This is a genomic window from Chitinophaga filiformis (assembly GCF_900102545.1).
Lineage (GTDB): Bacteria > Bacteroidota > Bacteroidia > Chitinophagales > Chitinophagaceae > Chitinophaga > Chitinophaga filiformis.
In genome coordinates, this window is sequence record NZ_FNBN01000002.1 from 1,354,406 (window position 1) to 1,370,923 (window position 16,518).

At 46.5% G+C, this 16,518-nt stretch carries 9 protein-coding genes; 3 read left to right on the forward strand and 6 right to left on the reverse strand.

Features of this window, described 5'->3' with window-relative positions; all coding sequences use genetic code 11:
- Positions 1–16 precede the first annotated feature (16 nt).
- The gene (locus BLR32_RS11935; RefSeq protein ID WP_089831884.1) at positions 17–919 is read left to right on the forward strand and encodes an ABC transporter ATP-binding protein; all 903 of its coding nucleotides are present in this window, start codon (positions 17–19) and stop codon (positions 917–919) included.
- A complete protein-coding gene (locus tag BLR32_RS11940; protein ID WP_176842245.1) occupies positions 913–4,413 on the forward strand; it encodes a M1 family aminopeptidase in 3,501 nt (1,166 codons plus the stop codon). The genes BLR32_RS11935 and BLR32_RS11940 overlap by 7 nt, the downstream gene beginning before the upstream one ends.
- Before the next feature lie 63 nt (positions 4,414–4,476).
- Here the strand turns inward: BLR32_RS11940 and BLR32_RS11945 are convergent, their stop codons facing one another.
- Positions 4,477–9,228, reverse strand: a complete 4,752-nt coding sequence (locus BLR32_RS11945) for a T9SS type B sorting domain-containing protein (protein WP_089831888.1) — start codon at positions 9,226–9,228, stop codon at positions 4,477–4,479.
- 201 nt (positions 9,229–9,429) lie between these two features.
- Here BLR32_RS11945 and BLR32_RS11950 point away from each other — a divergent pair, with 201 nt between their 5' ends.
- On the forward strand, positions 9,430–9,849 hold the full coding sequence (locus tag BLR32_RS11950; protein WP_089831890.1) for a hypothetical protein: 420 nt from the start codon (positions 9,430–9,432) through the stop codon (positions 9,847–9,849).
- A gap of 100 nt (positions 9,850–9,949) precedes the next feature.
- On the opposite strand, the gene BLR32_RS11955 is transcribed toward BLR32_RS11950, so the two are convergent.
- The 5 genes from BLR32_RS11955 to BLR32_RS11975 form a co-directional block, all read right to left on the reverse strand.
- Positions 9,950–11,509, reverse strand: a complete 1,560-nt coding sequence (locus tag BLR32_RS11955; RefSeq protein WP_089831892.1) for a M81 family metallopeptidase — start codon at positions 11,507–11,509, stop codon at positions 9,950–9,952.
- A gap of 127 nt (positions 11,510–11,636) precedes the next feature.
- Positions 11,637–13,016 carry an ATP-binding protein gene (locus tag BLR32_RS11960; RefSeq protein WP_089831894.1) on the reverse strand — a complete coding sequence of 460 codons (1,380 nt, stop codon included), beginning with the start codon at positions 13,014–13,016 and terminating at the stop codon, positions 11,637–11,639.
- 127 nt (positions 13,017–13,143) lie between these two features.
- Positions 13,144–14,709, reverse strand: coding sequence for an eCIS core domain-containing protein (locus BLR32_RS11965; RefSeq protein ID WP_089831896.1), 1,566 nt, complete (start codon positions 14,707–14,709; stop codon positions 13,144–13,146).
- A gap of 24 nt (positions 14,710–14,733) precedes the next feature.
- Complete coding sequence (locus BLR32_RS11970; RefSeq protein WP_089831897.1) at positions 14,734–15,516, reverse strand: ParA family protein; 783 nt, start codon at positions 15,514–15,516, stop codon at positions 14,734–14,736.
- Positions 15,517–15,527: 11 nt separating this feature from the next.
- Positions 15,528–16,514 carry a WD40 repeat domain-containing protein gene (locus BLR32_RS11975; protein WP_089831900.1) on the reverse strand — a complete coding sequence of 329 codons (987 nt, stop codon included), beginning with the start codon at positions 16,512–16,514 and terminating at the stop codon, positions 15,528–15,530.
- Positions 16,515–16,518: the final 4 nt, after the last annotated feature.

The following is a 16,518-nucleotide window of genomic DNA, read 5'->3' on the forward strand; positions in this document are numbered from 1 at the left end:
TGCATATTCACTATCTATGCACAGACTACAAATAAAACATCTCACTAAAAGTTACGGCAATAATATCAAAGCGCTGGACGACATCTCACTGGATATCTCCAATGGTATGTTTGGATTACTTGGTCCCAATGGCGCAGGCAAATCCTCCTTGATGCGCACACTGGCTACCTTGCAGCTACCTGACAGCGGACAGGTATTATTCGACGACAGAGATATCCATCAATATCCACAGGAACTACGAAGCCAGCTGGGATATCTGCCCCAGGACTTCGGCGTTTATCCTAAAATATCAGCAATGGCCTTACTGGATCATTTTGCCGTGCTGAAAGGATTGTTAAACAAGGCAGAAAGAAAAGAGCAGGTACTGGCCCTTTTACATCAGACCAATCTCTATACAGTCAGAAAGCAGGCGGTCGGTACCTTCTCAGGTGGAATGCGGCAAAGGTTTGGTATTGCACAGGCATTACTGGGGGCGCCTCAGCTAATCATTGTAGATGAACCTACCGCCGGTCTGGATCCACAGGAGCGTAACCGCTTCCATGACCTGCTCAGTGAGATCGGAGAACAGGTGGTTGTATTGCTCTCCACGCATATTGTGGAAGATGTACATGACCTTTGTCCTGAGATGGCCGTATTGGCCCATGGAAAGGTTATTTTAAAGGGAAAGCCAGCAAGACTGACTGATGATCTTGAAGGACAGATCTGGCGGAAAACGGTCTCTAAAGACGCCCTGCGGCATTACCAGGCACACTTCAATATTATTTCCACCCGCAGGATAGCGGGCAGCATACAATTGCATGTACTTGCCGGTGAATGTCCCGATCAGGGATTCGAGCCATTCCATCCTGGTCTGGAAGACGTTTATTTCTCTGCATTATTTGGAGCCCAACGCTCCGGAAAGGAGGGTGCTGTATGTTAAGTGCCTTGTTTGGATTTGAAATACGCTACCATTTCCGGCAGCTTACCTTTCGAATAGCTGTCCTGCTGTTCCTTGGACTGGGATTATTGGGTGTGCATGGCAACTTTGGCGGCAGTGAAGTACACGCCAATGCCCCTTATGTCATTACCTATATTATCAGCATCCTTTCCCTTTTCTCTATTTTTGTCAGCACCTTATTCTGTGCGAATGTGGTCTTAAGAGATACTACCTACGGGATGGATGCTGTATTATTTACAACAGCGGTAAGGCGACTTCCTTATTTCAGCGTACGTTTCCTGGGATTGGTACTGGCTGTATTGCTGATACTCTGCGCTTCCATCGTTGGGATGCTGGTGGGTGCTTTATTTGCGGATAGTTCCCAACTTGGCGCCTTCGGTCCCGTTTACTTTATTCAGCCACTGCTTGTTTTTGGATTACCGAATATCCTGTTCGTTTGCAGTATCATCTTCTGCACAGCGGTATTAACCAGAGACGTTCGCGCTACTTATGCTGCTGGTGTGCTGCTATACAATTTGTATATGGCCAGCGCCATTCTTGGCAACTCTCCATTTTTCGCCACTTCAGCACTGAAGACAAGTACGCCCGGCCTCCTACCGCTATTAAGTGATCCATTCGGATTGTCTATCTTCTTCGGAGACACCCGTTCATGGTCAGTAGTACAGCGAAATCAGCAGGTATTTCCTTTTGGCGGAGCCTTACTGCTGAACCGCCTGCTGTGGACTGCATGCTCATGTTTGTTGCTGGTTATTAGCTACAGATATTTTGCATTCCGTTTACAAGTCGCCAGGAAGACCACGCGCCCCGGAATAGAAGAGGAAAAGGATCCTGCGATGCATTACAGTCAGCGACAAGTGTATCCTGAGGGTTTCTCCTACGCCTGGAACAGCTTTTGCTCGCAACTCAGACTGGAAACAACATCGGTGTTCAAACACATCCCTTTCCTGCTGATGGTAGCAATGTGGATCTTTATTTTCTCTGTCGAAACGAAAGATTCACTGTTGAACGGCGTATATGGTATTCAACTCTATCCAGCCACTAATATCATTGTCGAATCACTGCTGCCGGTACGTCCTGCCATGTTGCTGATCATCTTTTATGCGGCTGAACTGTCAACCCGTGAACGCAGTACCAATACACAGTCATTGTTGTATAGCACACCTGTTTCCGGTACCATGATCTGGGCTGCAAAATGTAGTACACTGGCACTATTGATTGCAATACTGATCACCGCCAATATTGCTATAGGATTGGTGATGCAGATCAGTAAAGGTTACTGGCATATTGACCTGCCCCTGTATATTTCATTATATTATTACAGCGGATTTCCCTTGTTACTGTTTGCCGTCTTCACACTCTTCATTCATACATTAACACCTAACAAATACCTGGGCATGCTGCTGAACTTATTCGTAGCAGCTATTATCATATTCGGCCGCCAGTTTGGAATAGAGCATTACCTCTTACGTTACGCCCAGACACCCCGTATGAGCTGTTCTGCTATGAGTGGTTTCGGATATTATGCCCATGCATTCAACTGGTACATGTTGTACTGGTCGGCGTTCGCGGCTCTGCTTTCATTGCTGACTGTCGGCCTTTGGCAACGAAGCCGGTATATCACCGGCAGATGGCGGCAGCTGAGAGTCAAACCGGTATGGCTGGTACCGTTGACTGTTTTCCTGGCCACAGGCGCTTTCATTTATTACAAAACCAATATTGAAGGAGGATATAAAAACAGTAAGGTCCGGCTGAACTGGCAGGCACGTTATGAACAACAATACAGACCATTGGCCAATCTTCCGCAGCCGGTTATTACTGCCGTAAAAACAAATGTAGACCTGTATCCCGAAGCGGGAAAATATGCGGTAAAAGGTACCTTCAAACTCAGCAATGCGTCTCCTGTTCCCATTTCAAAGATCTGGGTAAGCACGGATCCGGAGGTGACATCCTGTAGTATTTATTTACCGGGAGTAGCCCATGCAACACACGACAAAACATTCAATCAACACCTGTATGAGTTAACAACACCCTTATTGCCTGGCGCAACAACCACCATGCAATTTTCAATAGAAGTGGTCCGCTCAGGCTTTACCCCGTTCAATAGCGAACACACCGTTACCAGCAACGGTACTTATATTGAGCTGGAAAAATATCTTCCCTTACTGGGGTATAACGACGGGTTTGAGATCAATGATCGAGCCATCCGCAAGGCAAACGGACTCCCGGAGCAAACGCGGCCCCTACCTGTAGACAGTACTTATCATCTCATCGGTTTCGAAACTACGGTTTCCACTACCCGCGGACAGTATGTTGTGACTACGGGCGTCCTCCAAAAGTCCTGGTCAGCCAATAATCGTCAATACTTCCACTATAAAACAAGCAGCCCTGTCAACTACATGTTTGCCCTCAGCAGTGCCAGGTATGAGATAAAGAAAGAAACCTATAAAGGTGTGGAGTTCAGCATTCTCTTTCACCCCGGACAAACAGCCAATCTCCCTGTTATCATGCAGGCTATGAAAGATGCAATAGACTATTGCTCACAACACTTCGGCCCTTACCCCCATAAGCAGCTGGTACTCGCCGAGCTACCGCAATACAAAGGAGCTGCTACAGCTTACCCGGGAGTAGTCTTCGGCGCTGAAAACATCTGTTTCCAAAGCGATTTTAGCGATAGCAATAAGGTCAACCAGGCCTATGGTATCATTGCTCACGAAGTGGCGCATCAATGGTGGGCGAACAAACTCTCACCGGTATTTCAACCCGGCGCTGCACTGCTGACTGAGACGCTTGCACAATACACAGAAGCGATGCTGATTGAGCATGCTTTCGGTAAGACGTTCATGCGCGATTACCTGCGTACCGAAAACCAACTGTACTTCTCCCTCAGCGGTACTGACGAGCGGGAACTACCTTTGGTCAGTACAAACGGACAGCCATTCGTGCATTATCAGAAAGGTAGTCTGGCGATGTATGCACTGAAAGAAGCATTAGGAGAAGAGCAAATGAATAAGGCTCTTCACCGGCTGCTGGACAAACATGCTTATCCGGGTGTAAAAGCTACTGCCAATGATCTGATGAATGAGTTATGCCAGGATGCGTCTGAAAGTGAAATAAGGCTCATTAAAGATTGGATGGAACGGGTGGTCGTCTACTCATTGAAAGTCGAGGTATTGTCCTGTAAACGACTGCCAAACGGGCAATACAAGTTGCAATTAAATGTGCATATAAATAAAACAGACCGGAACAATAACCACTCACTCCCTCCGGATGAAAACATAGACATTGCCGTCTTTGATATCCCCTCCGGAGCGCTCGATGGTCACAGTACTCCCATATACCTGCAAAAGCATCATTTTTCCGGAAACCTGACCAGTCTAAGCCTTACAGTAAATAAATTGCCTGAAACGGTCGCTATTGATCCTTATTGTTATATGCCAGATGCGAATCAATCAGACAATCTGGTAACGGTAAAATAAAATACAAAACCGGCCATCTCATATGTTTGTAAACACAGGAGATGGCCGGCTCATATCTGCATATTATCTTATCAGGGTAAATGCCCCTTTCTGCATCAGTGCTGCCTGCTCCTGACCATAGAAACTATAGGTAACAATATAAACATACGCTCCTGCCGGTTGTAACTGGCCCTTAAACTTGCCATCCCAATGCACAGACACATTATTGGATGCAAACACCTGTTGCCCCCAGCGGTTAAAGATCTGGATATTGTATACTGCCACACCTCTCGACTTTACGACAAACCGGTCATTCACACCATCTCCATTCGGTGTAAAAGCAGTAGGAACATACAGTGAATTGTTAAAGGTGACAAACACCGTTACCATATCTGTTTTACTACAATTTTTATCTGTCGTTGTTACGGTATAAGTCGTAGTCTGTCGCGGCGTCGCTATAGGATCAGCACAACTAACGCAACTCAGGTCAGTTGCCGGCGTCCAGGTATAATCAATCGCATTGACAGCATGCAGTTGTACCGACTGACCGATATTAATGGTCGTATCACTATTGATGATATTTACCGGTGGAAGTATAATATTATCAAGTATAACGGTAGATTGCTGTGCGCAATTGCGCTGATCAGTTACTGACAGCCCATATGCGCCTGCCTGTAAACCGGTGATATCAGCACTGGTTCCAACATTATCCCAGTAGTAAGTATAAGGCGGTGTTCCACCTATTGCAACCGCAATGACCTCCCCGTTTCGCTCGCCGCAATATTCATCTGCTTTGTTATACGTCAGTTTTAGTTCAGCTGGTCCGGTCAGATTAACCGGCACATCCACATTACAGGAGGTATTGCGTACACTCACCACATAACTGCCGGCAGATAAACCGCTGAAATCAGGGCTTGGCTGATAACCTCCTCTCTGTAATGCATATTCAAAAGGGCCGGTGCCATTGTTCACCTGTATAGTAATTCCGCCATCTGCATCTCCATAACAGGTAGGCGGTGTTGTTGTTGCACTTACATCCAATGTTATTGTGAGATCATTCTTCACTTCCGCAAGACGGGACAAGCGGCAACCGCCATTATCCTCCACTAGTATAGTATACGATCCGATATCCAGGTTATCAAATACGTTGTTATTTCCATTATTGGTACTACCGATATAGTATGTATAAGGGGCAGCGCCACCGGTCGCAGTTACGTCAATTTTACCCTTCGCATTTATACAGGAAACGTCCGTCACTGTCGCAGCCATGTTCAATACCGGAGCGGGATTGACCCTTACATCGCTAGTTACCGTACAACCTGTATTATCCCTCGCCTGTATACTATACAGTCCGGCATCCAGGTTATCAAATACGTTATTGTTTCCATTGTCGGTACTGCCATTATAATATGTATAGGGAGCGGTTCCGCCAGTCACGGTTACTTCAATTTTACCCTTCGGATCTGCACAGGTAACATCCGTCACTGTCGCTGTCATATTCAATACCGGGGCTGCATTGATCCTTACATTATTAGTTACCGCACAACCTGCATCGTCTCTCACCTGTATACTATACAGTCCGGCATCCAGGTTATCAAATACATTGTTGTTTCCATTGTCGGTACTGCCATTGTAGTATGTATAAGGAGCAATTCCACCGGTCGCTGTTACTTCTATTTTACCCTTCGGATTCGTACAGGTAATATCAGTCGCCGTTACCGTCATATTCAGCATCGTGCCAATATTGACTGTTACATCGTCAGTTGCGGTACAACCTCCGTTGCTTACTTCCACCGTGTAAGTGCCGGCGCCGCTTACAGTGATCTGTTGGGTCGTCTCACCTGTACTCCACTTATAGCTACTGAAACCGCTACCTGCATCTAATACCGCTGTGCCACCCACACACAGGCTCCGATCAGGTCCCAGATTTACCACCGGTGGATCAAGTACGACAATAGTCCTGCAATAAGTGGCTTGTGTAGTCAGCGATTCATCCATCAAAAGATTCATCGTATACGTTCCTGGCGTGTTATAACTAACATCCGGCGGATCTTTTAACGTAGAGGAAGCGATACTGGAGCTGTTGCAGCTATTAAATACAAACCGTGATAAGGTATTACTGGTAGCGTTGGTGATGAAAGCATACAGGTCGTTGCCTTCTCTGAAGATCGGGGAAATAGAATGCGGGAAACTGAAGTTACCACCAGCGTTCAACGCTGTAGCTGTGAAATTGCTGGTAATCCCCCCTGTAAAATCTATACGGGTCAGGTCGGAAGAGCCGGCAGATACCACCAGACCAAAGATCTTTCCACAATCATGGATGATGGAAATATCCCTCGGCCCGTTAATAATACCACCTCCATCGCCCAGGTTCACACCTGTAGGTGTGTTGGCAAGAGAGCTACCAAAGTCAAGCCGGGTGATTGTATTACTTCCCTGATTCGTTACAAACACATACCAGTTGCCGTTATCCTGTGTGGCAAAAATTCCTGTTGGACTATTCAGGTTGCCCAGGTTCCCCAGGTTAACTGCTGTAGGCATATTACCCACAGAATTACCAAAATCAAATCGTGTAATGGTATGATTCAGAATATTTACGGCAAAACCATACCAGTTACTACCCTCCTGTGTAATGTACAGGTCATGCGGATAATCCATATTGCCCATACTCCCCCAGTTGGTCGGCACAGGCGGATTAGCCAGAGATGAACCAAAATCCACCTTCACAATGCGGGGCGATATCTCAGAAGTTCCTCCCACCACAATCACATGCCAGCCATTGATATCCTGGATCACCTGTACCCCCTCTGTATGATTGGGGATAACGCCTCCCAGGTTACCAAAGTTGTCTGAAGAGGGCGCATTCAGGAAACTGTTGCCGAAGTTATACCGGATCAGCTGACCTGTATTATTGGTAATAAAGGCGTAATAATTATTCCCGTCCTTCGCCATAGACAGATAAGTAGGCACATTCAGGTTGCCGTTGACGTTGCCCAGGTTAGACACAACAGGCGTGCTGAACAGGTTACCCGAACAGAAGTTCCAGAAATAAGTGCTTCCTCCGGTAGAGGTGTTCTGAATTTTGATAGGAGTGTTCACACAGACAGTATCCGGGATATTAAAACTTGCCATCGGAGGTGGAGGGATTACGATCATATTCACCTCTACAGGACGCGACAGCCAGCAACCAGCATTGTCTGCCACCAGTATAGTATATCCGCCTACATCCAGGTTATCAAATACATTGTTTCCATGACTGTTACCGTCGATATAGTATGCATAAGGAGCCGCCCCGCCAGTCACCGTTACTTCAATTTTGCCCTTGGGATTCAAACTGGTGGCATCCGTCACGGTGGTTGTCATAGCCAGTACCTGGTTAGTACTGATCGTTATATCGTCGGTTGCCGTACAACCTCCATTGCTCACTTCCACCTGGTAAGTACCGGCAGCGTTTACAGTGATCTGTTGGGTAGTCTCACCTGTACTCCATTTGTAGCTGCTGAAACCACTACCTGCATCCAATACAGTCTTACCACCTTCGCAAATGCTCCGGTCAGGTCCCAGATTCACCACCGGTGGATTCAGTACTACAATGCTCCGGCAGTAAGTGGTCTGTGTAGCCAATGCCTCATCCATCAGCAGATTAATGGTATAGGTCCCTGGTGTGTTATAAGCAACATCCGGCGGATCTTTTACCGTGGATGATGCGATGCTGGAACTGTTACAACTATTAAATACGAACCTTGACAGAGTATTACTGTAAACATTGGTAATGAAAGCATACAGGTCATTTCCCTCCCGGAAGATAGGAGAAATAGAGCTCGGAAAGTTGAAGTTACTTCCTGCGTTCAATGCAGTAGCTGTAAAATTGCTGGTAATCCCCCCTGTAAAATCTATGCGTGTCAGGTCAGAAGAGCCGGCGGATACCACCAGGCCAAAGATCTTTCCACAATCATGGATGATAGAAATATCCCTCGGTCCGTTAACAATACCGCCTCCACTTCCCAGGTTCGTACCTGTAGGCGTGTTCGCAAGGGAATTACCAAAGTCAAGGCGGGTGATCGTGTTACTACCCTCATTCGTTACAAACACATACCAGTTACCGTTATCTTGTGTAGCAAAGATACCTGTAGGTCTATTCAGGGAACCCAGATTACCCAGGTTAACTGCCGTAGGCATATTGCCCACTGAATTACCAAAATCAAATCGTGTAACCGTATGATTCAGAATACTGACTGTAAATCCGTACCAGTTACTGCCCTCTTGCGTAATATACAGGTCATGCGGATAATCCATCCCGCCCATATTACCCCAGTTGGTAGCCACAGGTGCATTGGCAAGAGATGAACCAAAATCCACCTTCACAATGCGGGGTGATATCTCTGATGTTCCTCCCACCACTATTACATGCCAGCCATTGATATCCTGGATCACCTGTACCCCCTCCGTATGGTTGGGAATAACTCCTCCTAGATTGCCCAGATTGGACACGACCGGCGTATTCAGGAAACTGTTGCCAAAGCTATAGCGTACCAGCTGTCCTATGTTGTTGGTAATAAAGGCGTAATAATTACTCCCGTCCTTTGTCATAGACAGAAAACTAGGTAAATTCAATGCACCGCTAACGTTGCCCAGATTGGACACAACAGGAGTGCTGAACAGGCTACCAGAACAGAAATTCCAGAAATAAGTGCTTCCCCCGGTAGACGTATTCTGAATTTTTACAGGAGTATTTACACAGACAGTATCGGGGATGTTGAAATTTGCCACCTGGGCGGATACAGGCAGGCAAACAATGGTAAACAGTACCATCATAGGTAATAATCGGGATGCCATGGGTCTATCGGGTCTATTGCTGAATATCTTTGAAAATCAGACAAAAATACAAAAAAATACTCATTCGTTCTTACAGCTACCATCAATTCTGCTACAGACTATCATAAGTGTCTGTTTGACGCTATAGGTATACCGGAATATGCCGTGAAAAATGCTGTCTGGAAAAAGTGATACATTTACAGCAGTATAAAGTACATTATTATGCCAAAGGATTATTTCCTGGAGATGATTGAAGAATTAGGCAGGGTTTTAAGGGCTGTTATAAGCGCCAAGAAAAGTGAGCCGGCGAGAGCCCTGCAGGAAATTAATACCGTATTTACCGCCACTAAATTCAGGACGAAGGACTTCTTCGACAGTCTGAGCACAGAAGAACTGGAAGCCTTTATCGTTGATAAAGATGTCCATTATACCACACTTGATGCATTAACGGACCTCTTATTTGAAGAAGCAGATATCAGGCTGGATATGGGCGATTATGCGACCGTAGAACAACTGCTAAATAAACTTGACTTCCTCATTTCCTATATTTCAAAGAAAGAAATAGAAACGAAAGTACTTTCCTTAAAGCGTGGGCCGCAAAAGGAACGCCTGCAATTCCTCCGCATAAGCATTCATAAGTAACACTAATAACAAGCCCATAAATCACGGACCATATATAAAAGTAATGCGGAGAGCGAAAGTAGCACCCAACGACCGACATCCATTCTGAAACCGGTGCTACTTAGCGTAGTTTATCTGACGACGGCACCAGCTTCGCCGACAGATCAGGTTCCTTCATATTCTTATCCAGCGGGAACATAGGACGCTCAATTCTCTTATAAGGCAGCCGCTCCAGATCCTGATCCACTCCACCCGGCGTTAATGCCAGTATCCAATCAGCCCTCATATTATACAACTCCGGTTCCAGATACCCGATCTTCACCACCACAATATCTGATTTCCGGGGATTTAACCCTAATCGTGTAAAGTCGCGCTCTTTATGATAAGGCTTACGTTTCTGCGTAACGATCACATGCACACTACCTACTTTCACCACCACTTCCACTTCAGCATCTTTATCGCCTTTTTCAATAGATTCCACGGTACCTGCCAGTCGCACAGGCGGCGCATAACGCGCATCTACAGCAGCACCTGCATAAGCATCCACATGACCACCAACACCTACTTCCATCGCTTTTTTCACCAACTCAGGACCAGGAATAGAAGCATAGATCAGTGAAGGACCTTTCGCCGACTGGAATTCCTTACGCTTCAGGATCTCTGTCAAAGTCCAGGTCACGTCACCAGCACCTCCCGCGGTAGGATTATCGCCGGAATCGCTGATAAAGAAAGGATGTTTGGTACTTGCTATAGCCTTGTTCAGACTTCCTTCCAGATTATCGGTAGGCGCCACGAAGGCATAACCCAAACGCGCATCCCAGAAGCTTTTGGCCAGCTGCTCCGCGGTACGGCTTACTTTTTCTTTGTCATCGCCGGTCACCATCACCACCGCATGATTACGCGGTTCATCTGCCCAGGCGTATCCCACCCAGATAGCAGCGTCAATGATGCCCGGTTGTGCCGCCGCTGGGGCTACGGCCTTATAAACAGTCTTTGCAGGCTCAATACGGGTACTTGTCTTTTCTCCCGGCAGAAGGACAGGAATAGGTATCCAGGCTTTAAATGCAGGCTTGCCTTTGCCACTTTCTATCCGTGTAAGCAGATTCTGTACCGCCCGCTGTTTGGTTTCCATGGCGTCTTCATGCGGCGCCATCCTGTAACAGGTGATCAGGTCAGTATTTTCTGCCAGTCGCCAGGACACATTTCCATGCAGGTCCATAGAGGTGGAGATAATCGTTTTATTGCCGATCACCTTGCGGATACGGGTAATGAAGTCGCCTTCCGGATCATCCAGTCCTACCACACTCATAGCCCCGTGAATATCGAAGAACAGACCATCATAGGGCGCATTCTTCTTCAACAAATCCAGCGTCTGTTTCACCAATGATTCATATGCTTCACGCGTAACCGCTCCTCCCGGCAAAGATTTACCAATCAAAGCAGGCACCCATGTTGCCCTGTGACGTAATGGGGAATCCACGCCAAAGAAGGGATACGCATTGAATACATCCGCTCCATACCGCGCATGGAAGGCTTCCTCTTTTGTCAATGCAGGAGAAAAGGTACTGGACTCTATCGCCAGTCCGGCAATAGCAATACGGGGAAGAGGTTTCGTTTGTGCATATACAGCAGCACCCGTCAGTGAATAACACAATACCATTAGCAAAAGGAAACGCTTCATATATAAGATTTTAGCTGATACATCCCGGGAATAAGAGCAGTCAATTTAGTCAAAAACTCTCTCATTTTGTAATGAAGGTTTGACTGGTTTTGACGCTATTTAAGCACTCCCGGATTCATGCATCTAATTACTTATAGATCTTGCCTTCCTTGTTAAACTCCCTCACCAATCCTTCCTCCAGGTCAACAGCCGACACCGGCGAAATGCTTCCATCCGGCTGCATATTCTTCAGGAAACAATACTGCGCCACGTTGATGATAGAAGCACCGGAGATCTCATGCGTAGCAGATACCTTCTCCAGTATTCCTTCTTTCTCCATCATACTGTCTGGCAGGATCATCTTCCAGAGTTGCAGTCGCTCTGCCTGGTTCGGCATCGGGAATTGTATAATAGACTGGAAACGCCTTGAGAAGGCAGGGTCGATATTATTCTTAAAGTTGGATGCCAGTATGACCAACCCGTTGTAGTTTTCTATACGTTGCAGCAGGTAGGCAATCTCCTGGTTAGCATATTTATCGTGTGCGTCCCTGATGTTGGTACGCTTTCCGAATAAGGCATCTGCCTCATCAAAGAAGAGTATCCAGTTCTTATGTTCTGCCTTATCAAATAAGTGCGACAGGTTTTTCTCTGTCTCTCCAATGAACTTGGATACCACCAGCGACAGGTCAATACGGAATACATCAAAATCTTCCTGCGTATTATCCGGATCTTCCGCTGGATCGCGTTTGCCCAGCAGGCAGGCAGATAGCGTCTTACCTGTTCCCGGCGGACCATAAAACAAGGCGCGGTAACCGGGTTTCAGACGTTTATTTGTAGCGCGTAGTTTATCTTTCAGGCGTAGCCATTTCTTCAGTTCATGCAGCTGTTCCATGGTTTGTGCATTCAGCACCAGGTCGGGCCAGTCCAGAGGTGTGGTGATGCTCTCCGCCGGGAAGTCATTCCCAAAGCGGGGTTTAGCGTAGGAACCTGTCAGGAACAGATCAATGTACTCCTGCGACATCACAAGCTTTCCACTCATCGCCGGTTCTCCTTCTTCCGGCTTCTCCACCCACAATACCTGCCGTTTGGCAAAGATGTGAGTTTCACTCAACAATTGCATCTTACTGATACGTGCAGAGAGGTCCGTTCCTGCCAGCAGGAACAGGAGCGTATCGCCGGTAGGTAATAATCCACGGAACTGTGTTCCCTTCACACAACCGATGAGGGGAAAATCGCCCTTATCTACCAGGTGTTCATGAATTAGCTCTTCAAAGAACACCGCATTGATATGAGGGGCTAGAGCCATTACGAGCAATAATTGCGCATCCTGTCCCAGCTCATTGTCATGAATGAATTTTGCCAGGGGTGCATCAGGCCAGGAATTGCCGGGCTGAATACTTTCATCGGGGATCATAGGTGTAGTGCCGGTCTCGGCGCCAAAATACTGGGTTAAGCGCTTCCGCATCTCGGTTTGCAGCCATGAAAGGTACTCCTGTAAGGCTGCTGCATTCTTGGTATTGTCAATCATATGAATGTAACTATTTCAACTGCTTATCTGGTCCGCCTTCTCCCACCATGATCGCCGGCAGGCCAATAGTAATCTGTTGAACAAAAAACGGCGTTTCCGCCCTATGGGTAACAGTTTATGAATATTATCAGGGGGTTGCCGGGACAACGGGATCGGTTACATCATCCGTAGCCGTTTTACTGGTGCTGTGCATATCATCAACATACGCCTTAAACTCGTCTTTCCATTGCTTTTTCAACTCCTTGAACTCTTTCATGGTAACAGGCGTGTCGATCACTATCTCAGGAAATGGATGCGACTGTACATAGTTTATAAAATCAGTTCCATGACTTCCTTCATGAAAGCCAAGTGATTTATGTCCGGCGTCTTTATCCGCTTTAATATGCCCTCTGCCGTATGCAGAGTCATCAGAAGAAGTAGCCTTTTTTCCATAGATAGTCTGAATAGTCAGCTTCTTGGAAATAGTAACGCTTTCTATCATTTTCTTTTTATCATATTTCAGGGAGAAACCGGTGTTAATATAACCGTTTGTCTTTGCCTGATCGGCAGGTACCTTATCTGCTTTGGTAGCCTTCCTGTCCGGTTTTACCACTACCGTAAAATCGCCAATAGGGAATTTCGCAATCTTTGATTTCTTGTTTGGCTCTACTCCTTCCGGCAATGGCGTAGAGATTTCACGCTGTACGCCCGGCGCGCTATGTGCTGCCGGAGCAGTAGCTTTCCTGCTTTCAACAGCAGGCGCAGCTCCCTGTTGTACTACGTGTGTCAGTTCATGTGCCAGGAGATGTTTACCTGCGGACGAATCTGTATCATATTTACCACTGTTGAAATAAACATCATTACCATGTGTGAACGCCTGCGCGCCTATTTCACTACTCAATGCGGCTGCTTTCTCACCAGTATGGATGCGCACATTACTAAAGTCTGCGCCAATGGAATTACTCATCTCATTAAGCATCTCACGAGAGAGTGGTGCGCCATCTCCACGCTGGTCTTTCAACTGTTGCGCCAGCTGATCGCTTCCTTCACGTGCGCCGCTGGAATTGTTTTCCTTTGCCATTAGGGAAGGCCCTCCGCCTTTCTTTTCCTCTTCCTTTTCTTCTTTCAACACTTCATCAGCAGCAGGCTTCTTCTCAGGCTCTTCCTTTTTTTGCAGCTTCTCCTCCTCCTTACCCATGTCGCCCTTTTTCTGCACAGGTTTCTCCTCTTCTTTTTTATCAGGCGCTGACTTCTTCTGCAGTTTCTCTTCTTCTTTACCTTTATCGTCTTTCTTTTGTACTGCCTTCTCTTCTTCTTTTTTATCGGGTGCTGACTTCTTCTGCAATTTCTCTTCTTCTTTACCCTTATCATCCTTCTTCTGTACAGGTTTCTCTTCTTCCTTCTTATCATTCATACCTTTCTTCTGCACTGGTTTCTCCTCTTCTTTCTTTTCAGGCATGGCCTGTACGGCGGATATTTCCTTCCGCTGTACGGCTGTGCTGCGGGCCGGTTGTTTATTCACCACCTTATCTGCTACGGCGTCCGCTTCCTTCTCATACTGATCGCCCGGCTCGCCGACAGTCAGTTTAGGTTGAAAGAAAGCATCTTCTTTTGTTTGTATGGCTTTCGAGGTCGGGCTGAAGAAAGGCCCTTCCTGCTGATCTGTTTTTTCGGGGTTACGGTGTCTCCGATAGCGACGACTGCTCGTTTTCATATCTATCGATTTAAATGATTGGGGCTATTGCTCAGCCATTGTTAAAAGGCGTTCTGTTATTTCTGTAGCCAGGGCACGATAATCTTTCGCGCCATTGGCAGTATTGTCAAATGTAAATATGTCCTTAGCCTGCTCCTGTGCTTTGGCAAGCGATATATTACTACGGATGCCCGTCTCCAGTACCTTTCCGGGGTACATCTGCTGCAGTTGTGCACGGATCTCTTTATGCATGCTTTTATGCTCGTCAAATTTTGTCAGGACAAGGCCCAGTATTTCCAGTTTTTTATTGAGTTGCTTTTTTATCAGCTGCACATTCTTCATGAAACGTTGTACGCCTTTAAAAGGCAGGAATTCCGCCTGCAGGGGCATCAGTACATATTCGCTGGCAGTAAGGGCATTGACGGTTAACATGCCTACTGCCGGAGGACAATCGATCACTACAATATCATACTGGTCGCCTAGCTGACCTAATACCTGGCTCAGTAACTGTTCCCTGCCATAAATGCTTACCAGTTCCAGTTCAGCGCTGGCTAATTCCAGGTTAGCGGGTATCAGTGGTAAAACACCGGTATGTACAATGGCCTGCTGCGTATCCACCAGTTCTCCACTGGCGGCCTGTTTAAGCAACTCATAGATACTTAGTTCAATGTCGTCGGCTATACCCATAGATTGGGTGAGATTTGCCTGAGGGTCCAGATCGATCAGCAACACTTCCTTACCCATCCGTTGCAGCGCTGCGGCAAGGTTCAGGGCAGTAGTCGTTTTACCAGACCCTCCTTTTTGTATGGCGATAGAGATCGTTAGCATCGTACCAATAATTAGGTTAGATATTCTGTGATATCTGTCAGGATAACCTTTCCATCTGCGCCTCCGGATATCAGCAGTTTACCATCGGCACTGAACCGGATTGCCATTACCTCATCGTCATGTACATCCTTTTCCATCACAAAATCACCAGTTTCAATACTTCTGAGAAATACTTTACCTCCTGCTCCTCCGATAGCAAAAAAACGGGCAGATGGATGGAAGCTGAAGGAAGAAGAACCATCAAAGTCCTCATTCAGATATTCCGGCAGTACCCTTTTCATATCCGGCAACTCCCACATCAGGTCAGCATATGGCAATCGTCCAATCAAAAACAGGTACTTCTCTGATTGATCTATTTCCATATAGCCAGCCTGCAGTACGCCGCCGGGATATTGCTCCTTGCGCTTACCGGACTTAATATCGTATACGGAAAACTTATTATCATTGTTACCCGTTATGATAACACAACTGTCCTTTTTAAAGAATGCCGCTCCAGCAGGCAGGTTGCCGTAAGAAGCCTTTTCTGCCCAATCCGGCATCTTGTAATAATCCTTAAACAGTTCGGGAGGCAAACCTTCAGTATGCTTATAAGCCTTATATTTTTTATAATTAAAGACCTCCTCATAATCCTTATTGAATACAGATACTTCCTCTCCTACCACCAGCAGAAGGTCCTCATGTGTGGCATAAAGTACCGTGCGGGGTTTCTCGAAAGGAAACTCCTTCTGCAGATACATATCTTTCACATTAAAGAACCTGATATAATCTCCTGATATCAGATATGCCAGCATATTACTATGCCTGTTGAAAGAAAGGCTCGTTATACTTGACACATTTCCCCCTTCTTCTTCTGCAACACATTTCCAGGTTGTTGTATCCCAGATAGTCATACTCGGATTACGATCTTCATCAACGATCTGACCAACTGCCAGCCATTTACCATCCGGGCTGATAGCCAGGCTCAGTACAGATTCTTTATTCTTTAGCTTAAGTTCCATAGCA